Origin of the sequence: Pseudomonas sp. QS1027 (assembly GCF_002814235.1) — a bacterium.
Classification (GTDB): Bacteria; Pseudomonadota; Gammaproteobacteria; order Pseudomonadales; family Pseudomonadaceae; genus Aquipseudomonas.
On the sequence record NZ_PHSU01000033.1, the window covers coordinates 296,529 to 317,929 of the forward strand.

A 21,401-nucleotide genomic window follows, 5' to 3' on the forward strand; every position below is an offset into this window, starting at 1 on the left:
GTCCTCCTGAATAATGGCCAGTAGCCAATATTCCGCCGTGTGCTCCATGGGGAAGCAGGTACAATCCGTCGTTTTTTCACCGAGTCCGGGTATTGCCCGGTTCGATGTTTCAGAGATTCGTCATGCTCATTGGTAGCTATTCTTCCGCGCTGGTCTTCATGTCCCTTTGTGTGGCGATCCTGGCCTCTTATACCGCGCTGGATCTGACCGGGCGCATTGCCACGGCACGTGGTCGGGCGGTGTACCTGTGGATGGCCGGCGGTGCCATGGCCATGGGCGTGGGCGTATGGTCCATGCATTTTATCGGCATGCTCGCGTTCAAGCTGCCGGTTGCCTTGGCCTACGACGGGCCGCTGACCCTGCTGTCACTGCTGATTGCGATTCTTTCCAGCGGTTTTGCCCTGTGGTTGGTCAGCCAGCCCAGCCTTCCGGCGCTGCAATTGGCCCTTGGCGCCCTGATCATGGGCGCCGGCATCAGTGCCATGCACTATTGCGGCATGGCGGCGCTGAAGATGCAGCCCGGTATCGATTACGACCCCACCTTGTTCAGCGCCTCTCTGGTGATTGCCGTGGTCGCTTCGGCGGCGGCCTTGTGGATCGCTTTTCACCTGCGGCGCAACACGCCCTATGTGCGCCTGGCCCGTAGCGGCGCGTCAGTTGTCATGGGGCTGGCGATTGTCGGCATGCACTACACCGGCATGGCGGCTGCCAACTTCAGCGAGGGCAGTTTCTGTGGCGCGGTGGGCAGCGGACTGTCCGGCAAGGGCCTGGACAACCTGGTGCTGGTCACCAGCCTGGCGGTGCTGTCGATTGCCCTGTTGACCTCGCTGCTTGATGCCCGGCTCGAAGCCAGGACCGCCATGCTGGCCGACTCGCTGAGCCAGGCGAACCAGGAGCTGACCCAGTTGGCGTTGCATGACACCCTGACCGGCTTGCCGAACCGTGTGCTGCTGGCGGACCGGATCGACCAGGCGATGCACAAGGCCACGGCCGAAGGCGGCTGCTTTGCGCTGATGTTTATCGATCTGGACGGTTTCAAGCCGGTCAATGATGCGTTCGGTCACCATATGGGCGATCAGTTGCTGCGCGAAGTCGCCCTGCGCCTGCGTGATGACTTGCGTAGCCAGGATACCCTGGCGCGCATCGGCGGTGACGAGTTCGTGTTGCTGGTGCAACTGGCCGAGCCGGACGATGCGCTGCAAGTGGCGTCGCGCCAGGTCGGCATGATCTCCCAGCCGTTCCGGGTGTCCGGCCACGACCTGCTGATCTCCGCGAGCCTGGGTATCGTGCTGTACCCGGGCAACGGCCAGACCGCCGAAGAACTGCTGATGAACGCCGACGCGGCGATGTATCACGCCAAGGGGGCGGGCAAGAACGGCCACAGCTTCTTCGACGCGTCGATGAACAGCAACGCCCGCAAGCAGTTGCAACTCTTGCAGGACCTGCGCCAGGCCCTGGAACAGCAGCAGTTCCGGCTTTTTTACCAACCCAAGTTCGACGCCCTCAAGGGTACGCCGGTCGGCGCCGAGGCTTTGTTGCGCTGGGAGCATCCCGAGGAAGGGCTGTTGCTACCGGACCGGTTTATCGCCCTGGCGGAAAAGACCGGCCTGATCATCCCCATCGGTGATTGGGTGCTGGATGAGGCGTGCCGGCAAATGCGCTTGTGGTACGAGCAGGGCTACCAGCATTGGCGGATCGCGGTGAATCTCTCGGCCCTGCAGTTTTGCCATGTGGGTCTGGTCGACAGCGTGGCCGGCGCCCTGGCCCGGCACAATTTACCGGCCAACAGCCTGACCCTGGAGATCACCGAAACCACCGCCATGAGTGATGCCGATGCGAGCATGGAGGTATTGCAGAAGCTTTCGGACATGGGCGTGGATCTGTCCATCGACGACTTCGGCACCGGCTATTCGAGCCTGATGTACCTCAAGCGCCTTCCGGCCAACGAGTTGAAGATCGACCGCGGTTTTGTCCGCGACCTGGAGCATGACTCCGACGATGCGGCGATCGTTTCGGCCATTGTCGCGCTGGGTCAGGCGCTGGGATTGCGGATCGTCGCCGAAGGGGTGGAAACCGACATGCAGCAGAGTTTCCTTACCCGTCTGGGGTGCGACTCCCTGCAAGGCTACTTGCTGGGGCACCCCTTGCCGGCGGAGAAATTCATGGCCGATATCGGTCGGCTCGAACGTCAGGCTGCGAGTTAGGCCTCGGCACCACCCAGGCTTTCACCGCTCTTGTTGCGCATCATGACCGCCGCAAGGCTCGCACCCAGCGCGGCAAACACCGCGCCCACCAGAAAGGCGCCCTGATAGCCGTCGTTGAGGGCCGAGAGTGCCGGCAGGCCTGCTGCCAGGTGCGATTCGGTGCGCGCCGCAGCCAGGCTGGCCAGTGCCGCCAATCCCAGTGCGCCGCCCATCATGAAGGCGGTATTGACCACGCCGGAAGCCAGCCCCGACTCGGACGGTGCGACATCATTCATCGCCGCCAGCAGCAGCGGATTGAAGGCAATGCCCGCGCCCAGGCCAAGCAACAACATGCCCGGGAGAATATTGGGCAGAAAGTGGCCGTCGACCGGCGCCTGGGAGAACAGCAGCAACCCCAGGGTCGCCAGTGCCAGCCCGACCGCGAGGGGCAGGCGAATACCGAAACGCATCACCAGCCTGGCCGAGATCCCCAGGGAAAAGACCGCCATGATCAGGTTCGCGGGCAGGAACGCCAGCCCCACCTCCAAAGGCGTGTAGCCCAGCACCAATTGCATGTACAGCGCCGAGAGGAAGAACCAGGCAAACATCGCCGCCGCCCAGAGCACGCCGATGATATTGGCGATGGCCAGGTTGCGCAGGCGGAACAGGCGCAACGGCATCAGCGGGGCTTTCACGCGGGTTTCGATAATCAGGAAGGCCAGTAGCAGGCCGACGGCAATCAGCAACTGCGCGACGGTGCGCAGCGAGGTCCAGCCCATCTCGTTGCCATTGACGATGGCGTAGACCGCCAGCATCAGCGAGGCGGTCACGCTGAGTGCACCGGCTACGTCGAGGTCGCGGGAAGGGTGCTGGTTGAGGGTTTTCGAGAGCAGGCGCAGGGACAATGCGATCACCACCACGCCGATCGGCAGGTTGACCAGGAAGATCCAGTGCCAGCTCAAGGTGCTGGTGAGCACGCCGCCGAGCAGGGCGCCCAGGCTGCCGCCACCGGCACAGACAAAACCGTAGACGCCCATGGCCTTGGCCCGGTCGGCCGGTTCGCTGAACAGGTCCATGATCAGCGACAGGGCCACGGCGGTCACCACGGCGGCGGCCAGGCCTTGAAAGGCCCGGGCCCAGATCAACGCTTCCTGGTTGTGAGCCAGGCCACAGGCCAGTGAAGCGAGGGTGAAGAAGCCGATGCCGAGCAGGAACAGGCGTCGATGGCCGTAGAGATCACCCAGGCGACCGCCCAGCAACAGGAAGCCGCCGAAGGTCAGCATATAGGCGTTCACCACCCAGGCGAGGGAGGTCTGGGTGAAGTGCAGATCGGTCTGGATCGACGGCAGCGCGACGTTGACGATGGTGGTATCGAGCACGATCATCAGTACCCCGAGGCACAGGACGATCAAGGCGAGCCAGCGGTGGTCCGACCCGGCTGCGGGGGAGGCTGGTGCTGTCATGAGGAGGTGATCTCTCGTGTGAGGGCCGGCGAGTTTAGGTTGCGGGCCGCGCATGGCTCAATAGAGAGAGTGTAGGGAGGTTGTTAAGGCTTCAGGGCGACGGACTGATGATCGGAAAGTGGATGTCGAAGGCCGTGCCGTCCAGCGCATCCGAGCTGACCCTGACGTCGCCGCCATGGGCCTTGGCGATTTCTCGAACGATAAACAGCCCCAGCCCGACGCTGCGCATGTCGCTGTCGCCCTCGGTGCCACGGGTCATCGGTTCGAACAGAACGGTCCTCAAGGCTTCCGGAATTGCGGGACCTGAGTTGTGCACGCAGAGGCTGGCGATATCGTTTTCCAGGCGTGAGGTGATGGTGATCGGTTCCTTGAGATCACCATAGGCGACGCTGTTGGCGACCAGGTTGCCGATGACCTGTTGAATCCGGTCCGCATCGAGGCGGGCGCTGCCGTTGCCGACACTCCGGTGCAGCAGTTTCGCTTCGGGAAAGGCCACTCGCAGTTCGTCGATACTCAGGCGGGTGACGTTGTGCAGGTCCAGCGGCGCGGGGGAGATGGCCAGGCCTTGGCCCACGCGGGCCAGGGCGAAGTCCAGCAGGTCGGCGATCATGCGCCGGGCGCGTTCCGCCGATTGGCTGATATGACCGAGCATCCGGGTTTCCCTGGTCGTGCGCTCGCCTTGGGCGAGAATATCCGAGGCCATGGTGATCGCCGTCAGCGGGTTTTTCAGGTCGTGGCTGACGATGGCGACCATCTGTTCGGCGAACAGCGCCCGCCGCTGGGCCTTTTCAAAGTCCAGGTTCAGCTGCGCCTGGGCTTCTTGCAGGGCCGCTTCGGCGGCGCTCTTCTCGAGCAGCAGGCCTTCGGCCAGTTTGCGTGCGTTGAGCAGTTCGCGCTCGTACTTGTCGCGGTCGCTGGTGCCGAACAGCGCCAGTTCATAAAACACCCCATCGGCATACTCGTGCCTGACGCCGTTGAGCAGCATGGTGACGGTGTGTCCGTCGTGATGCCGCAGATCGAGTTTCACTTCGGCGACGGAGCCCTGCATTTTCATCAGGGGCGCCCAGTGCGTCTGATGAAAGATGCGCCCGCCCATGGTCAGCAGGTCCTGGAAGCGCCGCTCGCACAGCAGTGTCTGACTGAAGCCGATCCAGTGGCTGAAGGTCTGGTTGGCGCGCAGGATCGTGCCGTCCTCGCGGGTTACCACCAAACCGCAGGGAGCACCTTCGAACAGCATTCGGGCATCGGGCAACGCTGGCTCCTCAGTCGACATGGGCACCTGCCCACGGCGACAGGAAACGGTCCATGGCTTCGGAACAGGCGCTCGGCGCGCTCATGTGCGGGCAATGGCCGACGTTGGGCACCAGGCACAGCGTGCTGTTGGGCAGGGCGGTGTGCAGGTATTCGCCGACGGCCACGGGGGCGATGAGGTCGTCGCTGGATTGCAGGATCAGGGTCGGCGTGTCGAGGCCGCTGACATCCTTGCGGTTGTCCGACATGAACGTCACCCGGGCGAACTGCTTGGCGATCTCGGGTTCGGTGCGGCAAAAACTGTTGGTGAGTTCTTCGCCCAGCGCCGGTTGCCCTGGCGCGCCCATGATCACCGGGGCCATGGTGCTCGACCAGCCGAGGTAGTTGCTGTCGAGGGTGTCGAGCAGCGAGTGGATGTCCTCGAGCTTGAATCCACCCAGGTAGCCGTCGTCATCGATATAGCAGGGGGAGGGCCCGATCATCACGTGGGCGGCGATGCGGCCGGGGGCCTGGCGATCGGCGAGGACGCCGATCATCGCGCTGACGGAATGACCCACCAGGATCACCGGACCGCTGGCGTACTGCTCGATGATCTCACCCAGGTCCTGGGCGTAGCCGGCCAGTGCGTCATATTTCTTCCGGTCATAGGCCCCGAGGTCCGAGCGGCCGGCACCGACCAGGTCATACAACACCACCCTGAAGCGCTCGCTGAAGTGGGGGTACAGGTAGTTCCACATGGTCTGATCGCAGCCGAAGCCGTGGGAGAAGATCAAGGTCGCAGGGCCGTCTCCCAGCTGCCTTACGTTGTTGCGATGCTGGACGTCCATGGGTGATTTTCCGGGTGAGCTGGAGGGGATTCTTGTGTGTGCAGGAGTTTAGAGAGTCATGGGCGTCTGGTCACGTGTTGTGGGTGATGGCTGCGTCGGGGAGGTGTCTGTTCGCAATCTGGTACGTGTGGCTGTGCGAGCAGGAGTGTTGAGCGGGTAGGAGTGTTTTTTCGCTCAGGGCCATTGTGTAAAAAACTGCGCAGTCGGCGCCTTGAAAGGCTGTCAACGATACGCGCGATCCTTTGTTTTCGGTGGTGTTATCGAGGTGTGAAAGCTTTGTCTTCAAGTGTGTAAAAACTTTCACACTTTTCAGGAGCTTCAGCCTGATTTACTCAGATTGACTCTGTAACTTTTAATTAAGTATATGTTTTTAAACGATAAATAATTTATGGCATAAATCTCGCCATGAGTCATCAGCGTTGGGCGATACCTGCTCAGCCTTTAACTCAAGGAAATTGACTCATGCCAACACCCGCCTATCTGTCCCTCAAAGGCACCAAGCAAGGCCAGATCACTGCCGGTACTTTCACCGAAGCGTCGGTCGGCAATATTTTCCAGGAGGGCCATGAGGACCAGATCCTGGTTCAGGCTTTCGATCATCAGGTGATCATTCCTCGTGATCCGCAGTCGGGCCAGCCAACAGGGCAGCGCGTTCACAAGCCGCTGATGATTACCAAGATCTTCGATAAGTCCTCGCCGCTGATTTTCAACGCACTGACGTCCGGGGAACGTTTGGAGAAGTGCCGTCTGGAGTGGTTCCGTACTTCGGCGACAGGGACTCAGGAGCACTACTTCACCATCGAATTGGAGGACGCGACCATCGTTGATGTGACGTCGAAGATGCCGAATTGCCAGGATCCCGAGAACGCCCATTTCACGCACACCGAAGACGTGTATTTCACCTACCGAAAGATTGTCTGGACTCACGAGATCTGCGGGACTACGGGCTCTGATGACTGGCGCGCTCCGTTGATTTAACCCGGCTCGGCCTTTGACAGGCATCACCCGGCACTGATCGATTGGCCAAGCATTGCAACGATTCGTTGTCATTACGGGTCGTTGTTTTCGGTGTTATGGCCGGGTCTGGTGGTTTGGGCTTGTCGCTGTTCTCTGTTCTCTGTTCAGGGCATGTCCGAAAAAGAGCGCTTTCGATACCAAATAGGGATGCTTCCTACATACCTGTCGAGAGCGTTCAGTCCTAATCTGGCGTTGCCTCCTTAACATCATGACGACGTGAAAACCCTGCTTTCCGATCAAGAGGACAAGGGATGTTCATACCCTCCAATCGGGCTGTTTTCAGCCTGAAGATCCCCGCAGTCCAACACGATCTGCGGGTGCTCAAGTTCCGTGCTGAAGAGTCCATCAACCAGCCCTATAGCGTGACGCTGGAAGTGGTCAGCGAATCAGCCGACCTGGATCTTGAAAGTTTTCTTCACCGCTCTGCTTTTCTGGCGTTCGACACCGATAGTCACGGGATTCACGGCAAGATCGATCAGTTCGCCCAGGGCGACTCCGGTACGCGATTCACCCACTATCACCTGACGCTGGTGCCCCAGCTATACACGCTTGGGCACCGGGTCAACCAGCGTATTTTCCAGCAGCAAACCGTTCGGCAAATCATTACGACTGTCCTGGAAGAACACGGGATTCTCGAGGACCGCTATCAGTTCAAGCTCAGCCCTACGGTCTATGAACCCCGGGAATACTGCACGCAGTACAGCATTAGCCGTCAAGCGTTCCTGTGTGCTTGCAAGGTGGAGGTGGCTGACCAGGTTTACCGCGAGCGAATGGATCAACACGTTAGCCGTCACACGGAGGAGAACTGACCATGGCTACTAGTTTTTGGGGCGAGGGCAACATCGGCACGAAGCCTGAGTTCAAGGAGATCGCCAACGGCAACAACGAGCCTTATCGGTTGCTTCGGCTGAATGTGTACTTCGACAATCCGATTCCGAAAAGCGATGGCGAGTACGAGGATCGAGGCGGGTACTGGGCCGGTGTTGAGGTGTGGCACAAGGATGCTGAGCGCTATTCCGAGCTCTATTGCAAAGGGATGCGGGTGCTGGTCATAGGGCGAATGCTCATGGACAAGTGGGAGGACGACAAAGGTGTCGAATGTCGGGTCATGAAGGTACAGGCCAGTCGCGTGGGGATTTTGCCGCATCGCGTCGAGAGCCTTTCCATGATGGTGCCAGAGCGTCCTGTGCCGGCTCCTGAGGCTGATGAGCCGGAATGACGGTGGAGACTTTGAGCAGGAGGGCGGTCGGCCCTAGGAAGGGCCGCTGCCGCTTTGATCAGTTCTTCTGTTTGATCGGTGTTCGCCAGTTCAAGGAGAGCACATCGCGTCGATCCTTCGGCAAAAGGCTGCCCTCACCAATATTGGTAGCGACTCCCGCGCTTGGTGACTTCCACTGGGTAGCTCCCCTTCGTACTCTCCCACACGCCGCCTCCGTTGACGGTGACGTTGACCGTTTCATCCCCCACCGTGTTGACCTGAACCTCGTTGTCGGCCGCGCGCACTGTGGCGTCTGTCGTCGCTGACATGGCCATCACGAAGGTCTTCCCGTGCTCGCCCCCGGCCACGGAGCAAGAGATGAGTGAGATCACGGCACCGGCCGCGAGGTAGGGCTTGATCGTCGCACCGAAGGTGGCGGGGTGAGTGTGTCGCGCGTGGCCGGTCTCGTAAGAGATGTCGCAACCCGGTGCATTGGACTCCTCGTGGCCTGAGATGGTGAGAAAGGCCGCGTGTGCGCCGTGCGTACCGATGAGCAGCAAGTCGACGGGTTTGGCCTTGTTGAGGGCGGCGAGGAGGGTCGCTGGGTCGGGGGTAGCCGCCACGGCGGTGAAGGTGCTTGCAGAGAAGCGCTTTCGCATCACCTGGACGCAGTTCAAGTTGTCGTCGCTCGCAAAGTAAAGCACGTTTGGCATGAAGGATCCCTCCTCAGGATGCTTCATCCTGGGCATGGGGACTATCGTGCGTCAAGCCACTTTCCCCGGATCGTGGGCTGTTCGCCGTTGTGATTCCACTGGAATCACTGCGAGCTTTTGCCGGTCGCTGAGCATTGCAGGAGGAGGTGGTTTTTGTCGGGGGCGATAATCGTGGGGACAGGGAGCGGGCTCGAAACAGTGCGCAATAGATGCGGATAGAGGTGGCGTCTGGCCGTGGCCTACAATCAGCGCGTCATCCTCAGTTCACGTCATAGGGACATGTCATGCGAACGAATTTACTCCTGGGTACGCTGTGTTTCTCCTTCCTGGTCATGTCGGGCTGTCAGAGCCCTACGCATGAAACGCTTCGGTCGTCGGTTCCCGTTGCGGCCGCTGTCTCATCGAACATCATCACCCTCGACAAGGGGGGCTTCGTGCTGACCTATGACTGCACGAACCACACCGCGTTGCGTTATCAGTATGTGCTGACCGCCGATACCGGGTCTGTGCCGCGTCCGTCGTCGTTTCGCCTGGACCCGGATCTGCCAAGTGGCTGCGGCCAGCAGTCCAGTGCGGCGACTTACTCCAGTGTCAGTGGTTGGGACCGGGGGCATCTCGTGACTTCCAACCACATGGATTATGACGAGACCTACATTCGACGAGCCAACTACATGACCAACATCGTGCCGCAGGTGGGCACCTTCAACCGCGGTATCTGGAAGCAGGCGGAAGAGGTTGCCGAGTGCTATCGGGATCTGGCGACGGTTCACGTCTATGGCGGTGTGGTTTACAACGATCCGTTGAACGATTACTTCGTGGCCTCCCATGGCATTCGCACGCCTGACTATTTCTGGAAAACCGTCGTCACTACGAATGCAGCCGGGGAGACTCAGGCCATCAGTTGGTACATTCCCAATCAGGCAGGGCTGGGCAATCTGGATACCTACATTCGAAGCATCAATGAGCTCGAAGCCGAGGTAGGGGCTGAGAACGTGAATATCCCGGTGTCGGCCAGTGTGAAGGCTCAGAAGCCGGCGGTCACTTGGCCGAAGCCGAGTGGGTGTGACCTCAGCTAGCAGAGGGAATTGCGTGAGGGGCGGCGGTAGAGAGCTTTCTGTCCTTCGGCTGGCATCGTCGGCTCCTCATCATCGTGGCGATGTAGTTTCGCCAGGTTATGTCATTTCTGCGTGCTGGCCCTCACCCTGCTTTTCCTCTGTCTGAAAAATTCCCGGACATCTTATGGACTTTCACCATTTAAAATGCCTGATCCAGGGGGAGACTGAATATGCGTCTCCTGTTGAGTTTCTCATTGAGGTACTGGAGGCTTCCGTCGAGCTGGTGTCGATTCCAGAGAATGAGTTCTGCTGGTCATATTGGGCCGATACGGAAGAAGCAACAGCGGAGCTGGAAGGCTTGATCCGTTTACTGAAAGCTGGGGTTCTGCCCGAAAGGATAAGCGTTGCTGTTCTGTTTGCCCCCACAGGTCCACTGCAAGAAGTCAGTATGAGCAGCGGATGGGCGAATACCTATCTGAAGGTTGCCGAAAAATACGATGAGGCTGAAGCGTTGTTGTGGTGAGTGTGAGCCATTTTGTGTAGGGCCAAGAGGTCGGTTCGATTCAATAACCGCGTCCCGTTTTCATCGTTTCCGGCTCAAAAGCGCCAGTCCGCGTCGAGGACTCGGCCACCTTTGAAATGCACATTGTGGGTATGTTGTCACGGCCCCGCTTAGCGATCATCATTATCCCTAGCTGCGCTCGCGACAAGCGCCGCTGCGGTCGTCGCAGAACTCAAGAAACCCGCCCCGTGGGCGATATGTCACTCACCTACGTAATCGGTTTTCCAATCAAATGAAGAAGCTAATAATCGCAGTGTGCGCGCTCGCTTTGCTTTCCGGGTGTGTCACCAAGAGTCTGAGTGTTGAAGACCGTCAGCAAATCAAGACCATAAAAATCCTTCCGGTGTTTGTCGCGGTAGACAACTTTAACTACACGAGTATGGATCAGGCCTGGGGCGCGGGTCTGGGCGCCGGTGCTGGCGCGGCCACTGGAATGGTCGCCGGTGCTTCGAACGCCAGGGCGAGCGCGTTGGCTGGTGTAGGTACAGTGGCAGGAACGAAAGCTGCCGATGTCTCGACCATGGACGTCTCTCGGGCAATCCGGAACAACATGCAAACCCACGACATTGATTTGGGCAAGCTGGTCCGTAAAAGCTTTGAAGATCGTGTCAAACGGGAGCATTTATTCACCATCGTCGCTGATGGCGAGCAGGCAGATGCTGAGGTCGAAATCATGGTCATGCAGTGGGGGCTTTGCTTGAAGAACTTCAGCACCGTGTTGTACCCCGTTATTGGCGTCAACGGCGCTATGAAGCGCAACGGCACTTCAGTATGGCGAAATTTCGAAACGATCTCGGTGTTCAATGACGCCAACACCACCGCCTATACCCCTGAGCAATACGCGACTGATCCTGAAGCCTTGCGCTCCGCCTTTACCAAAGTGTCTGATCTGGTGATCGGTAGTCTGGTGGAGGACATGAAGAAATAATCTATTGCCGAACGGGCGACTCGTTGGAGGCTGTGTCTATTCAGGTGAGAGATGGGGCTTGTGAGTGCACACAGTTCGGTTCATATGGCATCTGTGCCATGGGCCGTAAACAGGCAGATCGTTTTTTCCGTAATCGAAGGGTTATTTGAAATGCATCACCGGAACAAGGACTTGAGGGCCGATTTCATCGAGGTACTTGATGAGGTCTCCACACTGATGTCCATGGCATACGAACAGCTCGGCCCTGTGCCTGAGGATCATGCATTGGCTCAGGCCGGTTTAGAGAATGGGAGGGAGGTTGTTCTAGATTATGTTGATCATAACGAGGCTGGTTTGGAATTCGAGCACCTGCTTTACATGATTGATGAGCCGCCCCTCGTGATCTCTAAAAAAAGCAGGGTGGTTTTAGCCCGGATTGCGATGACCTTGGAGATGCCATTCAACGACTGATGGCGACTCCCGGTTGTCACGGCGGATTGAACGCGGCCCATGGTTGCCTGTGATAAGCGGTGAGTGCGAGGCGTTTTCTCCGTGGACGTGCGAGACGGGCTTGATTCAAAAACCACCCTTTGTGCGGTTCATTTTCGATGCGAGAGGATATAACCTGCGAGCCTTTCATCACGAGTTCTCCACGGCAGATATGGACATCAACCTACTCACCAAATCCATGTTGGGTCACTGGGAAGCTGGCCCCGGTGTATGGCAATGTGAGTATCAGTTCGGGCGATTGCTGATTTACGTTGAGCACCGCAAAGGCGAGTTGCCGGATGAGCGTCTGCTTGATGCTCAACGGGTCGTCCAGGCCGTTTGGGATGATCTACCTGAGGCCTTGGCTTTTGCCGAGCAGCGCTGCAAAACGCGAATGCCTGAGTTGTGGCGACTCTATGACCGCGATACCCAGCTGTGCTCGCCGTTGTCTGTATTCTCGATTCATTTCTGCCTCGACAACCCCCATCCGTCCTATGTCGTTTCGATGAACCCGGATTTCGATTGGGATCGTCGGGTGACCGAAGCGGATGAGAGGGGGGAGGAGCGCACTATCAGCCTGGCTCAGTATGAGCCTGCGGATAGGTTCTGGCTCAATATCCAGCGTTTGGGCTTCCGGAGTTTCAGGTGTGATGATTGACGCTCTACTGGTGGGGCGCCCACTCCATTTTTCTGCTTAGCTGTGTTCTTTAAACAGTACTTCAAACCCTTCCAGCGCAGCACGGAAGCCTCCTCGGGCGAAGCTCACCAGATGGCTTTCGGTAATACTATTACTATATTTTGTCGTAGAGATATTAGGTGTGGTGCTGTGATTATAATAATCTATATTTATATGCCATGGAGGGGCGTCCTTTTATCCATTCTGTCGGGCCACTTCCCCATCCGTAATTTTCCCCATAATATACAAAATATTTTCCTTCTATTTTCAAGTTTTCAAATATATTCCTTAGTTCGGCCTTCAGTTTTTTTACAATTGTCAGGTCTAGTTCATTTTCTTCAAATTCTATTAGGTGTGTATTATCTGGTATTTCAAAAGGGTAGAGCATTTTCCCTTTTTTTATTTTGTAGAAATCAAGTTCCTCTACTTGATTCAAGATTTCTCTATATGACTGAATTTCTCCGTGAGCATTTCTTGTCGGGTTTTTGATATCAAATGTGATAATTACAATATGGCTCATTGTTAAAGCTCTCCTTTACTCTGTTTGCAATATGCGGATGCAGGTCCGACTGACGATAGCCTAGTGCCACTCCTAAAGGGAAGAACAATAGGTTCTGGCTCAATATCCAGCGTTTGGGCTTCCGGAATTTCAGGTGCGATGCTTGACGCGCAGCCGGGGCCGGGCATCCATTTTTGCCTTCGATGAATCGCCTCATGGTTGTTCCCACTACGGTTTCGACGATCAGAGGATTAGACAATCGCAGGCGGAGCTGTAGCCGCCATACTGCTATCTAGGTCAACGAAACAGGCGTGTCAGATCCTCACTCAACTGCGAAAACCTGTTCTTGATGAAGTTGAGCGGATGCACCCGTTCGCCAATGCAGCAAACGTCGGGGTCGGCCTTTGCGTACCAGACTGGGACGCTATCACCCATGTTGTAACGCGCAACGGCGTCCAGCAGTTTGCATCGTGAATTGGCATCAAGGGTTTCGTCCCAGGTTTTGTGAAGGCGCTGGCCCTCGGCGCTGTAGCTGAAGGTCAGAAGGGCGCTGCCACCGCGCCCCGGCTTTCCTTCAACGTAGGTGATCTGGCCTTCGACGATAGAGCCTTCGGTCATGCGCAGAATTCGAATCATCCGCCACAGACTCAATAGCGTGCCCACTATCGCTGCGAAAACCTTTAACAACAGAACGTAAGTCATAGCGCGAGCGATCCTTGCATAGCGGAGGTGTTGCGTGATTCTTTCTTGATTGGTGGCTGGACACCACCGCGGGTGAGATCTCTGCCACCTTGCTGAATGCCTTTGAGTATCTACCACGTTTTCACACCGCTTGGACTCAGCGCGGGCGATCACCAAAGGCGACGGATCATTTAAGCGTTTTCCGTCTTCATGTATTTGGTGAAATTGTTGATATGGTCGTCGAGATTGTCCTCGAGCATCATCCGGTATTGCTCGCAGAAATAGTTCAACATCGCCTCGCGAGCCTGGGCCATCTCCGCACCAGATTTGAAGCCGCGAGCGCTTACCCAAGCATTGAATCGGGTGGTGCCAAACATCATCGATGCGCTTACCTTGCCAAGGTTTTCGAATGCCTTAAGCTGTTCGTTCGACAAGTGTATGTGCGCGTCTGCACGGTCATAGAAGGATTCGTCAGTGCTTTCTGTCATTGCTCGATACCTTTTTGATCATTTTTAGATTGTTCCATAATTGGTCGACTTCGTCCTGTCGTGATCGGCAGAAGTCTACCCGACGCTGCTGTTCGCCAGGGTCGGCGCCAGGCCACATACGGCCTTTTGGGGAGTGGGAAATGTCTGGCCGCTAACGTGGCCATCACTGGCAGGCCTGTTCTTTAAGCAAGTTTTCAAAGCCTTCCAGTGCTGCGCGGAAATCCTCCAAGGCGAAGCTCACCGGTTGACTTTCGGTGAGCCAGCGGGTGGCAATGCCCACCTCCAGCTTGCCGGAAGCGCTCCATCCGAAACGGCGCCAGTGCAGGGTATCGCCTTCGACGATCTGTTCGGCCATCAGCACGGTGCAATCGAAATCCATGTCGTCGCTGCACACCAGTAGCGGTACGAGGGTGGAGGTACCGTCCTCTCCGGGATTGAAGCGACGTTTCGCGAGCGCGTCTTCGTACTCATCCAGCAGCCAAATTAGCGAAAGACCGAGCTTGGCAACCTGGGGATCATTGAGGTGGGAGGCCAGCCATTGCTCGATGGCCACGTCGTCGATGATCAACCAGGGGCAAGGGCTGCGAGAGAAGCCTGTCTGATGGCGAGCAGCATGGAGGCGGTGGTGCATGGAAAAAAATCCTTCAGATTGGGTGAGAGCCTCGTGAGCCCAGGTGCATTTATCCTAAACAGCCTATTAGAATTTTCCTTCTATGTTAGTCAGAACGTATATTCCTTCAAATAAATTCACATGAATCCGGTAGCAGCTAGTGGAGTTCTTTTTTAGGTAGAGGACGTTGTTTTCTATTGGGCCGCAAGCTGATGCTTTAACTGCGTCCGCAAGTAGCGTGTATGGTATTAGAGTGTCTACAAATGGTGTGATAGTTACGGTGAAAGCAATGATGCATATAATGAAGCAAGATTTTAGTGCGGGGAATTTTTCCTTGTCTTGTGTTTTTGTGGCGTCTTTTTGTGCTTTTAGGTGCCGTTTTATAGGTGTTGGAAAAAATAGATAGACGCTAATGAGCATTAGTGAAATGGGTACTGATAAAATGATCCCTCCAATTGAGGAGGCATGACTTATATTGTTGGTGTCAATGCCGAATTTTGCATTTATTAATTTTTCTGAGAGAATCTTGCAGATGTAAAATACAAAGGTGCTGTAGATGGCGGATTTTGGCCAGTTGTTTATAAAAGAACCGATTTTGCTAATATTTGAGATTGCATAAACTGCACCAAGGCACACTGCGAGTAATGTTGCGAACATTGCTATTGTGTTGCCACTAAAAAGCTGGGCGAACAATAAGCCTAAAATTATTAAAACTAGCTTTGCGAGGGCCTTCTTTTGATCACTCATGGTGTAGGTGCTTTTTGTGGTTGGATGGAAGTAAAGATGAAGTTTCAACGTTCGGTAGGGTGCTATATGTGTCTAAAAGTGGTTTGTAAAGTCAGGCGCTTCGAATTTTTGGAAAAGTGCGCCAGCTCCATCAGGAGCTTCAATTATATATGTTTTTATATTGCTATTTTCTTGGTTGTTTTGGTGTTCAGAAATTGTGATTTTCTCGGAAAATCGGGTGAGAGAGCCTTTTGAAGTGTCGTCTGTAAGAATGAATTTTTTGATGGCGTCACTTATCGCGTCTGCGCGGCAGAAAGGGCGGATTGTCCAAATTTCAGAGTTAATTAAAATTGGTAGTTGGTAGCTGGCGTATAGTAGTGCTGGTGTGGGTTGCATTTGAAATACGTGAGCATATTCTAATGAAGCGTCGCTCTGCGGTCCACCGATTATAGCATTCGCAAGGTCATGCTCCTCGATCATTCTAAGCACATCAACGAAATTTGATCGCTGTACTATTTCGGCTGTGCCTTCAGTGTCGTCAGTATTATGACCGGCGACTGGAAGCATACCGCGCTTTAATTCACCTTTAGCCCGCAATAGAGTGCTGGTATTACCATGCGCCAAGGTTGTTGCGATCACCATGCCTCTTGATATTGTTCCCCCTAGGGAAAGTTTTTGTCCCAAATAAGGACGTATTTGTTTTTTCCATTCGCTCTTGATTTTCGAACATACGGTAGAGGACGCGCTCCCTTTGGCGTCGACTATGCAGATATTTCCTTCGTCACTGAAAACAAAGTCTGGGCGCGGGTCTCTGATAGATGAAATGCTAGGAGGTACACAGTCCTCCCAATGACCTGTCCAGATATATCCTGAATCAGTCATATCTAAGTAAGCAAATGCCGAGCCAATCATGCCCTTGTAGCCGGTACTTACAAAATCTTTGTTATTGCTAAAACTACTGTGTAGGTGCAGTGAAGAGCTACCCTTGATTTTTTCCATGTATGCCATGGAAGATAATGCAAGGGCGCTGCTTGCAATGTATTGGCGGGCGTTTATCTTGGAGCCAATTATCGAGGAGCGAATCAGCGCGTAGGCAAAGCGAAATGGATCTGTGCTAAGGGACGTGCCATAGGGATTGCTCTCTATCCACTGCATCTTTCCTTTAGCATTAAGTCCGTCGTATTCAAATGACTTGGTTCGATCGAGGTTGATGTTTCCTGTAAGCCACATAGGGTTTCCTAGAGGATAATGGTTGCAAGTTATTATGGGGCCAATCCGATGCTTAGGAATGGGATAGTAGAAACAGATGGGCCCAGGTTCCCGTCAGGTCAACCCCGTGCATCAGCAGGAAAGTATTGTGGCAATTTACAGTCGGGCTCACCGGCGATGCATATCTCGCTCTCTGGGTCTAGATAGTCCTTGTAGGTGCCCTGGCCAATGAAAGCTGAACCGTCGCCACGGCAATTTGGACCGTCTTGACCCTCGTCCGCACAATAGGCTGGCTTGCCCTCCCACTGGAATATTACGATTTTGTCTGGCGCGGGGTTGCCGGCTACAGTGTGGCTTTCGATCTGGCGAGTAGGTGTTGTCCGATTCTGGCTAGCTATGGCTTCGGCTAGGACGGCTTGCCCATTCTCTTCAGTTGTGAGTTTTTTTGAGCCCTCTACGTTGGCAGCCAAGGGCGGTGGATTTCGATCACGCTCGCGTGCGCGTTCCTGCTCCTCAATACCAGCCACCATCAGATCGAATCGGTTGCTCATTCTTTGGACTGATTCGGGACCAGCTTTGCCAGACTTTTCGAACAAGGCCCAAAGGTAGAGCTCATCGCTGGAACTATCGATTACATCCAGTGTGTACTTCCCGTTCGTAATATTTATTCCAAGGAAGCCATTCACCATTGCGTTACTCTTCAGAAAACGTTTTGGAATGACTGTAAATGTCAGCTTCATTTGACGCCCATTAGTCAGGTCTGCAGAGGCTTCGACAAGCTTTAAGCCTGTGGCCATCTCAGCTTCCTTGGCTTTCGCTGTTTCTATGTACTTTATTCTGACGTTGGAAAGTTTTTTGTTGTTGTCTAACGCATCTTCCAACTCCATTGTTGTATCTATACCAGTAGCGAGCAGGAGATTGTGTTTACGTTCGGGATCCTGGCCTCGAATGCCCGTGAGGGGAATGAGGTGATCAGGAGTCAACCCTTCTACAGCGTTCAGGGCATTGTTGGAAAAGACATAGAACGGTAGGTAGAACACTATTGAGATGATGGTAAGAGTGAGCCAGATTCGAAACAGAGTACGCATGGTCGTCCTTGATCATTGGGGGTAAATCGAACGGATGAGGATATCCAAATTGATGGCCTTATGCTATCTCGTCCTTGGGCAGTGAGCCTTCGAGCGGCCCAGGTCCGGAGAGCGTTGAGTCGCCCCGACTAGGTGTCTAGCTAGCCGGCGCTGCAACTTGCTCGGTCCCGGATGTGGTGCCGGTGCTGACGGATGGGCTACGGCGAGTTTAACGGTCTCAAAAATGCTGCTCGTTACCCTACGGGCAGTATCAATTCGGCCCCTTGATTCTTGACGTTCCCTACCGCAGTGCTAACGGGATACCACTCGAACGCGTCGACGGGCAGACACAGGTTTTTCGCGATGTCTTCTGCGCGTGCTGGCGAGAGTTCAGGGTCGATCCATTCCCGGGCGTGTTCCGGCGCCAGCACTAGCGGTCGCCGGTCGTGGATGTCGACCATGCCCTGGTCGCTGGCGGCGGTGATGATGACAAAGCCATCGCCCTCGTGGGGTTCAATCCCGGGGTGAACCTGGGCCAGGGCTGCGAAGAACATCGGTGCTTGGCTCTTCAACCGAATGAAGTACGGCTGCTTCCTCTTCGGCTCATTGGGATCTTTCACCCACTCGTACCAACCGTCGGCCACCACCAGTGCTCGCCCGTTTGGCCAGAGCTGTTTGAAGAACTTGCCGGTGGTGACCGTCTCGACGCGGGCATTGATGGGATCAGGTCGTTTGCCCTTGGCCCAGAAGGGGGCCCAACCCCAATGAACGGGATCGATCCGCAGACCTTCCTCAACGCTGTGCAGGATCAACACTCGGGTAGGCGTTCATACGGAGCCACCTCCACGACGGCACGATGGCGGGTGTATTTGGATTTATGCTCTTTCATCCGCTTGCGCCAGGGATCGGTAAATCTGGTCTCAGGCCAGTCGCCGTAATCATGTGGTAGAGGATCTTTCTCCCACTCAACCACCACCGTCAGACCGGGGTGCCATTGAGTCGGCAGAGGGACACAGCAGGTCTGCTTACCTCCGCCGCCATAGGGCCCGACATTCGGGCCACCATTGCCGTTGACTTGGAAGTGATTGATCGCTGCTGAGGTGTGGTTGATCCCCTCAATAGGCGCACCGAGGATCTTCGGGACTTCCTTGCTGCAACCTGGCAATGCGAGGACCAGCAGCACGGCGGACAAGCCCCAGCGTTTCATGGCAACACCTGATCAGTCATCGACTCAGAACAGGCTTTCCAGCGCAGTAACACTGCCTCTTTTTTGAACGCTGACACCCGGGCCAGAAACTCGGGTGCTGCGGGCATCGTTTCAGTGCTCATGGTGCTGGGCATGTCTTGGGGGCCTCCATTTTTCGAGGATAATTGTAAGGATGATCAGGACGTCCCGGGTATGTCACACCGGCTGACACCTGGACTCGGTCGCAGGGTAAAAAATGCACGTTGACCAGCCCCAAGTCCTCATACGGCGCCACTTCCACGACGGCGCGGTGGCGGGTGTATTTGGATTTGTGCTCTTTCATCCGCTTGCGCCAGGGATCGGTAAATCTGGTCTCAGGCCAGTCGCCGTAATCATGTGGTAAAGGATCTTTCTCCCACTCAACCACCACCGTCAGACCGGGTCGCCATTGAGTCGGCAGAGGGACACAGCAAGTCTGCTTACCTCCGCCGCCATAGGGCCCGATATTCGGGCCACCATTGCCATTGACCTGGAAATGATTAATCGCCGCCGAGGTGTGGTTGATACCTTCAATAGGGGCGCCGAGGATCTTCGGGACTTCCTTGCTGCAACCTGGCAATGCGAGTACCAGTAGCACGACGGACAAGCCCCAGAGTTTCATGGCAACACCTGATCAGTCATCGGCTCAGGGCGGGCTTTCCAGTGCAGTAACACTGACTCATTTTTGAACGCTGACACCCGGGCCAGAAACTTGGGTGCTACGCGCATAGTTTCAGTGTTCACGGTGCTGGGCATGTCTTGGGGACCTCCATTTTGCGGGGGTAGTTGTAGGGGTAACCTGGCTTGCCGGGTAACTGGGCAACTGCGGAAACCAGCACCTGATCACAAGGCATAAAATGAACATCAACCACACCCAACTCCTCATACGGCGCCACCTCCACGATGGCGCGGTGGCGGGTGTATTTAGAACGATGCTCTTTCATCCGAGCACGCCAAGCATCAGAAAACATTGGCTCTGGCCAATGACGTGACGCCCTGACATTCGGATCTTTCTCCCACTCAACCACCACCGTCAGACCGGGGTGCCATTGAGTCGGAAGCGCGACGCAGCAGGTCTGTCCGCCCCCGCCATGGGGACCGAGATTCGATCCCCCATTGCCATTGACCTGAAAGTGATTGATCGCCGCTGAGGTGTGGTTGATCCCCTCAATTGGCGCGCCGAGAATCTTCGGGACTTCCTTGCTGCAACCTGGCAATGCGAGTACCAGCAGCACGGCGGACAGATACCAACGTTTCATGGCAACACCTGATCAGTCATCGGCTCAGGGCATACCTTCAGGCTCAGCCATACGGCTTTATTTTTGATCGGCGGTGCCCAGGTCAGAAACTCAGGAACCATGCGCTTTGCATCGGTTTTATCGGTGCTGGACATGTCTTGAGCAACTCCATTTGCGAATTGAGTATTGGGGGAGGGGGGTAATGGAACTACGGCTCGACAGTGCAAACCGGCAACTGCTCGCTGGGTATAAAATGAACATTGCTCGTGGGGAAATAAGCGCCGATCGCTGTCAGTAAAGGGCGGCTCAGTTAAGGTGAAATACGACGGACCATAACGTGTATTAGCTGACTTGATCTGTAGGGATGCGGCCGAACTATTTGTGGGTAGTTTCTTTAAAGGATGTCGCTCTTTTTTCTTAAGGCAGTCGCTCGTAGTCGTCATGGACGCCTATCGCAGGCATAAAAAAGCCCGACATCGTCGGGCTTGAGTGGGGGTGTTGCCGTAGGGCCGGCCGAGGTTATGAGTCAACCCGCTCGTCCTTGAGTGACAGAAGCAGATACGGCGTCTCTGGGTCTGTTTCCACCAAGTTGAGCGTCAGCTCCAGGGAGGACTGTTTTGTGCGACGCCCGGTGCGCAGCCGCTGATAGAGCCCGAAATGAACCTGCCGAGCATCTGGTTGCCGGTGATGCGCTTTGCTCACGGCGTGTAGCAGATCCAGCAGCCGCCTCTCGTAGGTTGAACCACGTCGGTGCTGATTGCTCTGCACCGCTTTGTCCCAGGCCAGTGGCGTGACGGACAGTGAATACTTCATCGCACTGACGCGATCTTGGTTCGGTTGTGGGGACATGAGATTTCTCCAGTTCAGAGAAACCACCGCCCCGGCCGGGAGGTGATTTCCCGGTGACGGTTATTGAGGCTTGATCAAGCCTTGAGTATCAGTAGGTGCAGCAGGTGACGCCTGTATCGTCGAGTGCCTTTAACGCAAACGCTCGCCATCTGGGTGAAACCAAAAAGCCTTTCAGCTCCCTGGCTTTTCGGCGGGCAAAACTCGCCGAGTCGTAAGAGTCCGAGCGCATGTCCTCGTTGGCTTGTGCCAGCAGCGCCTCTATCCGTTCCTCAAAGGCACGCTCTTCTTCATCCGTACGACAGGGACGTCGCCAAACGATCTCAGAGGGGCCTACAACACCCGAGAGCACCCGTTGAACATCAGCGCTCTCACAGATCAAAGCGCCTCGTATGCAGGCTTCCGAGCGGGTGTAGTAGACCTCGACCGTGCGCGGATCGAACGACTCCGCTGCACTCAGTTTCGGATACG

Annotated in this window: 26 protein-coding genes and 1 pseudogene; 9 read left to right on the plus strand and 18 right to left on the minus strand. The window is 55.8% G+C overall.

Annotated features, from left to right (window positions below; genetic code table 11):
* Positions 1 to 122 precede the first annotated feature (122 nt).
* Complete coding sequence (locus tag CWE01_RS28230) at positions 123 to 2,204, plus strand: bifunctional diguanylate cyclase/phosphodiesterase (protein ID WP_100943845.1); 2,082 nt, start codon at positions 123 to 125, stop codon at positions 2,202 to 2,204.
* Here CWE01_RS28230 and CWE01_RS28235 read toward each other — a convergent pair.
* The 3 genes from CWE01_RS28235 to CWE01_RS28245 form a co-directional block, all read right to left on the minus strand.
* Positions 2,201 to 3,646 (minus strand): DHA2 family efflux MFS transporter permease subunit, encoded by a 1,446-nt coding sequence (locus CWE01_RS28235; RefSeq protein ID WP_100943846.1) that lies wholly within the window; start codon positions 3,644 to 3,646, stop codon positions 2,201 to 2,203. The two genes, CWE01_RS28230 and CWE01_RS28235, sit on opposite strands and share 4 nt — an antisense overlap.
* 91 nt (positions 3,647 to 3,737) lie before the next feature.
* Positions 3,738 to 4,919 carry an ATP-binding protein gene (locus CWE01_RS28240; protein WP_100943847.1) on the minus strand — a complete coding sequence of 394 codons (1,182 nt, stop codon included), beginning with the start codon at positions 4,917 to 4,919 and terminating at the stop codon, positions 3,738 to 3,740.
* Entirely contained in the window at positions 4,909 to 5,724 is an 816-nt protein-coding gene (locus CWE01_RS28245) for an alpha/beta fold hydrolase (RefSeq protein ID WP_100943848.1), read from the minus strand. The genes CWE01_RS28240 and CWE01_RS28245 overlap by 11 nt, the downstream gene beginning before the upstream one ends.
* 462 nt (positions 5,725 to 6,186) lie before the next feature.
* Between CWE01_RS28245 and CWE01_RS28250 the strand changes: the two genes are divergently transcribed.
* The 3 genes from CWE01_RS28250 to CWE01_RS28260 all read left to right on the plus strand — a co-directional run bounded on the left by CWE01_RS28250 (position 6,187) and on the right by CWE01_RS28260 (position 7,960).
* On the plus strand, positions 6,187 to 6,702 hold the full coding sequence (locus CWE01_RS28250) for an Hcp family type VI secretion system effector (RefSeq protein ID WP_100943849.1): 516 nt from the start codon (positions 6,187 to 6,189) through the stop codon (positions 6,700 to 6,702).
* A gap of 290 nt (positions 6,703 to 6,992) precedes the next feature.
* On the plus strand, positions 6,993 to 7,550 hold the full coding sequence (locus CWE01_RS28255) for a contractile injection system protein, VgrG/Pvc8 family (protein ID WP_100943850.1): 558 nt from the start codon (positions 6,993 to 6,995) through the stop codon (positions 7,548 to 7,550).
* Between the two features lie 2 nt (positions 7,551 to 7,552).
* The gene (locus CWE01_RS28260) at positions 7,553 to 7,960 is read left to right on the plus strand and encodes a single-stranded DNA-binding protein (RefSeq protein WP_100943851.1); all 408 of its coding nucleotides are present in this window, start codon (positions 7,553 to 7,555) and stop codon (positions 7,958 to 7,960) included.
* 134 nt (positions 7,961 to 8,094) lie between these two features.
* On the opposite strand, the gene CWE01_RS28265 is transcribed toward CWE01_RS28260, so the two are convergent.
* On the minus strand, positions 8,095 to 8,652 hold the full coding sequence (locus CWE01_RS28265; RefSeq protein ID WP_157815290.1) for a DUF4347 domain-containing protein: 558 nt from the start codon (positions 8,650 to 8,652) through the stop codon (positions 8,095 to 8,097).
* A 284-nt stretch (positions 8,653 to 8,936) separates the two neighbouring features.
* Between CWE01_RS28265 and CWE01_RS28270 the strand changes: the two genes are divergently transcribed.
* The 5 genes from CWE01_RS28270 (at position 8,937) to CWE01_RS28290 (ending at position 12,323) form a co-directional block, all read left to right on the plus strand.
* Positions 8,937 to 9,728, plus strand: a complete 792-nt coding sequence (locus CWE01_RS28270) for a DNA/RNA non-specific endonuclease (RefSeq protein WP_218274301.1) — start codon at positions 8,937 to 8,939, stop codon at positions 9,726 to 9,728.
* 163 nt (positions 9,729 to 9,891) lie between these two features.
* Positions 9,892 to 10,230 (plus strand): hypothetical protein, encoded by a 339-nt coding sequence (locus CWE01_RS28275; RefSeq protein WP_100943853.1) that lies wholly within the window; start codon positions 9,892 to 9,894, stop codon positions 10,228 to 10,230.
* 271 nt (positions 10,231 to 10,501) lie between these two features.
* Positions 10,502 to 11,197 carry a hypothetical protein gene (locus tag CWE01_RS28280; protein WP_100943854.1) on the plus strand — a complete coding sequence of 232 codons (696 nt, stop codon included), beginning with the start codon at positions 10,502 to 10,504 and terminating at the stop codon, positions 11,195 to 11,197.
* Between the two features lie 60 nt (positions 11,198 to 11,257).
* Entirely contained in the window at positions 11,258 to 11,647 is a 390-nt protein-coding gene (locus tag CWE01_RS28285) for a hypothetical protein (protein ID WP_256579428.1), read from the plus strand.
* 100 nt (positions 11,648 to 11,747) lie between these two features.
* Positions 11,748 to 12,323, plus strand: coding sequence for a hypothetical protein (locus CWE01_RS28290; protein WP_256579429.1), 576 nt, complete (start codon positions 11,748 to 11,750; stop codon positions 12,321 to 12,323).
* A 172-nt stretch (positions 12,324 to 12,495) separates the two neighbouring features.
* Here CWE01_RS28290 and CWE01_RS28295 read toward each other — a convergent pair whose 3' ends face one another.
* The 14 genes and pseudogenes from CWE01_RS28295 to CWE01_RS33440 all read right to left on the minus strand — a co-directional run.
* Positions 12,496 to 12,861, minus strand: a complete 366-nt coding sequence (locus CWE01_RS28295) for a hypothetical protein (RefSeq protein ID WP_100943855.1) — start codon at positions 12,859 to 12,861, stop codon at positions 12,496 to 12,498.
* A 276-nt stretch (positions 12,862 to 13,137) separates the two neighbouring features.
* Entirely contained in the window at positions 13,138 to 13,542 is a 405-nt protein-coding gene (locus tag CWE01_RS28300) for a DUF3592 domain-containing protein (protein ID WP_100943856.1), read from the minus strand.
* Between the two features lie 170 nt (positions 13,543 to 13,712).
* Positions 13,713 to 14,009 carry a DUF3144 domain-containing protein gene (locus CWE01_RS28305; RefSeq protein WP_100943857.1) on the minus strand — a complete coding sequence of 99 codons (297 nt, stop codon included), beginning with the start codon at positions 14,007 to 14,009 and terminating at the stop codon, positions 13,713 to 13,715.
* Positions 14,010 to 14,172: 163 nt separating this feature from the next.
* On the minus strand, positions 14,173 to 14,640 hold the full coding sequence (locus tag CWE01_RS28310) for a hypothetical protein (RefSeq protein ID WP_100943858.1): 468 nt from the start codon (positions 14,638 to 14,640) through the stop codon (positions 14,173 to 14,175).
* 66 nt (positions 14,641 to 14,706) lie between these two features.
* On the minus strand, positions 14,707 to 15,366 hold the full coding sequence (locus CWE01_RS33420) for a hypothetical protein (RefSeq protein WP_157815291.1): 660 nt from the start codon (positions 15,364 to 15,366) through the stop codon (positions 14,707 to 14,709).
* Positions 15,367 to 15,438: 72 nt separating this feature from the next.
* Complete coding sequence (locus CWE01_RS33425) at positions 15,439 to 16,575, minus strand: hypothetical protein (protein ID WP_157815292.1); 1,137 nt, start codon at positions 16,573 to 16,575, stop codon at positions 15,439 to 15,441.
* A gap of 98 nt (positions 16,576 to 16,673) precedes the next feature.
* Positions 16,674 to 17,642, minus strand: a complete 969-nt coding sequence (locus tag CWE01_RS28315) for a hypothetical protein (RefSeq protein WP_100943859.1) — start codon at positions 17,640 to 17,642, stop codon at positions 16,674 to 16,676.
* 233 nt (positions 17,643 to 17,875) lie between these two features.
* A pseudogene (locus tag CWE01_RS28320) lies at positions 17,876 to 18,442 on the minus strand (SOS response-associated peptidase family protein); the annotation flags it as partial.
* Positions 18,430 to 18,828, minus strand: a complete 399-nt coding sequence (locus CWE01_RS28325; RefSeq protein WP_100943860.1) for a DUF3304 domain-containing protein — start codon at positions 18,826 to 18,828, stop codon at positions 18,430 to 18,432. The gene CWE01_RS28325 and the pseudogene CWE01_RS28320, both read right to left, overlap by 13 nt.
* Before the next feature lie 118 nt (positions 18,829 to 18,946).
* On the minus strand, positions 18,947 to 19,468 hold the full coding sequence (locus CWE01_RS28330) for a DUF3304 domain-containing protein (RefSeq protein ID WP_100943861.1): 522 nt from the start codon (positions 19,466 to 19,468) through the stop codon (positions 18,947 to 18,949).
* 118 nt (positions 19,469 to 19,586) lie between these two features.
* Complete coding sequence (locus tag CWE01_RS28335; protein ID WP_100943862.1) at positions 19,587 to 20,105, minus strand: DUF3304 domain-containing protein; 519 nt, start codon at positions 20,103 to 20,105, stop codon at positions 19,587 to 19,589.
* Positions 20,102 to 20,239, minus strand: a complete 138-nt coding sequence (locus CWE01_RS33435) for a hypothetical protein (RefSeq protein WP_157815294.1) — start codon at positions 20,237 to 20,239, stop codon at positions 20,102 to 20,104. The genes CWE01_RS28335 and CWE01_RS33435 overlap by 4 nt, the downstream gene beginning before the upstream one ends.
* Before the next feature lie 364 nt (positions 20,240 to 20,603).
* The gene (locus tag CWE01_RS28340) at positions 20,604 to 20,933 is read right to left on the minus strand and encodes a hypothetical protein (RefSeq protein WP_100943863.1); all 330 of its coding nucleotides are present in this window, start codon (positions 20,931 to 20,933) and stop codon (positions 20,604 to 20,606) included.
* An 88-nt stretch (positions 20,934 to 21,021) separates the two neighbouring features.
* The coding region (locus CWE01_RS33440; protein ID WP_157815295.1) for a hypothetical protein at positions 21,022 to 21,401 on the minus strand (380 nt) is incomplete at its 5' end.

Excerpts from the sequence above, each read along its gene's own strand:
- CWE01_RS28240 (WP_100943847.1), bottom strand. The coding sequence starts at position 4,919 with ATGTCGACTGAGGAGCCAGCGTTGCCCGATGCCCGAATGCTGTTCGAA.
- CWE01_RS33435 (WP_157815294.1), bottom strand. The coding sequence starts at position 20,239 with ATGTCCAGCACCGATAAAACCGATGCAAAGCGCATGGTTCCTGAGTTT.
- CWE01_RS28335 (WP_100943862.1), bottom strand. The coding sequence starts at position 20,105 with ATGAAACGTTGGTATCTGTCCGCCGTGCTGCTGGTACTCGCATTGCCA.
- CWE01_RS28305 (WP_100943857.1), bottom strand. The coding sequence starts at position 14,009 with ATGACAGAAAGCACTGACGAATCCTTCTATGACCGTGCAGACGCGCAC.
- CWE01_RS28300 (WP_100943856.1), bottom strand. The coding sequence starts at position 13,542 with ATGACTTACGTTCTGTTGTTAAAGGTTTTCGCAGCGATAGTGGGCACG.
- CWE01_RS28280 (WP_100943854.1), top strand. The coding sequence starts at position 10,502 with ATGAAGAAGCTAATAATCGCAGTGTGCGCGCTCGCTTTGCTTTCCGGG.
- CWE01_RS33425 (WP_157815292.1), bottom strand. The coding sequence starts at position 16,575 with ATGTGGCTTACAGGAAACATCAACCTCGATCGAACCAAGTCATTTGAA.
- CWE01_RS28325 (WP_100943860.1), bottom strand. The coding sequence starts at position 18,828 with ATGAAACGCTGGGGCTTGTCCGCCGTGCTGCTGGTCCTCGCATTGCCA.
- CWE01_RS28250 (WP_100943849.1), top strand. The coding sequence starts at position 6,187 with ATGCCAACACCCGCCTATCTGTCCCTCAAAGGCACCAAGCAAGGCCAG.
- CWE01_RS28270 (WP_218274301.1), top strand. The coding sequence starts at position 8,937 with ATGCGAACGAATTTACTCCTGGGTACGCTGTGTTTCTCCTTCCTGGTC.
- CWE01_RS28315 (WP_100943859.1), bottom strand. The coding sequence starts at position 17,642 with ATGCGTACTCTGTTTCGAATCTGGCTCACTCTTACCATCATCTCAATA.
- CWE01_RS28295 (WP_100943855.1), bottom strand. The coding sequence starts at position 12,861 with ATGAGCCATATTGTAATTATCACATTTGATATCAAAAACCCGACAAGA.
- CWE01_RS28275 (WP_100943853.1), top strand. The coding sequence starts at position 9,892 with ATGGACTTTCACCATTTAAAATGCCTGATCCAGGGGGAGACTGAATAT.
- CWE01_RS28235 (WP_100943846.1), bottom strand. The coding sequence starts at position 3,646 with ATGACAGCACCAGCCTCCCCCGCAGCCGGGTCGGACCACCGCTGGCTC.
- CWE01_RS33420 (WP_157815291.1), bottom strand. The coding sequence starts at position 15,366 with ATGAGTGATCAAAAGAAGGCCCTCGCAAAGCTAGTTTTAATAATTTTA.
- CWE01_RS28310 (WP_100943858.1), bottom strand. The coding sequence starts at position 14,640 with ATGCACCACCGCCTCCATGCTGCTCGCCATCAGACAGGCTTCTCTCGC.
- CWE01_RS28265 (WP_157815290.1), bottom strand. The coding sequence starts at position 8,652 with ATGCCAAACGTGCTTTACTTTGCGAGCGACGACAACTTGAACTGCGTC.
- CWE01_RS28330 (WP_100943861.1), bottom strand. The coding sequence starts at position 19,468 with ATGAAACTCTGGGGCTTGTCCGTCGTGCTACTGGTACTCGCATTGCCA.
- CWE01_RS28260 (WP_100943851.1), top strand. The coding sequence starts at position 7,553 with ATGGCTACTAGTTTTTGGGGCGAGGGCAACATCGGCACGAAGCCTGAG.
- CWE01_RS28255 (WP_100943850.1), top strand. The coding sequence starts at position 6,993 with ATGTTCATACCCTCCAATCGGGCTGTTTTCAGCCTGAAGATCCCCGCA.
- CWE01_RS28245 (WP_100943848.1), bottom strand. The coding sequence starts at position 5,724 with ATGGACGTCCAGCATCGCAACAACGTAAGGCAGCTGGGAGACGGCCCT.
- CWE01_RS28340 (WP_100943863.1), bottom strand. The coding sequence starts at position 20,933 with ATGTCCCCACAACCGAACCAAGATCGCGTCAGTGCGATGAAGTATTCA.
- CWE01_RS28230 (WP_100943845.1), top strand. The coding sequence starts at position 123 with ATGCTCATTGGTAGCTATTCTTCCGCGCTGGTCTTCATGTCCCTTTGT.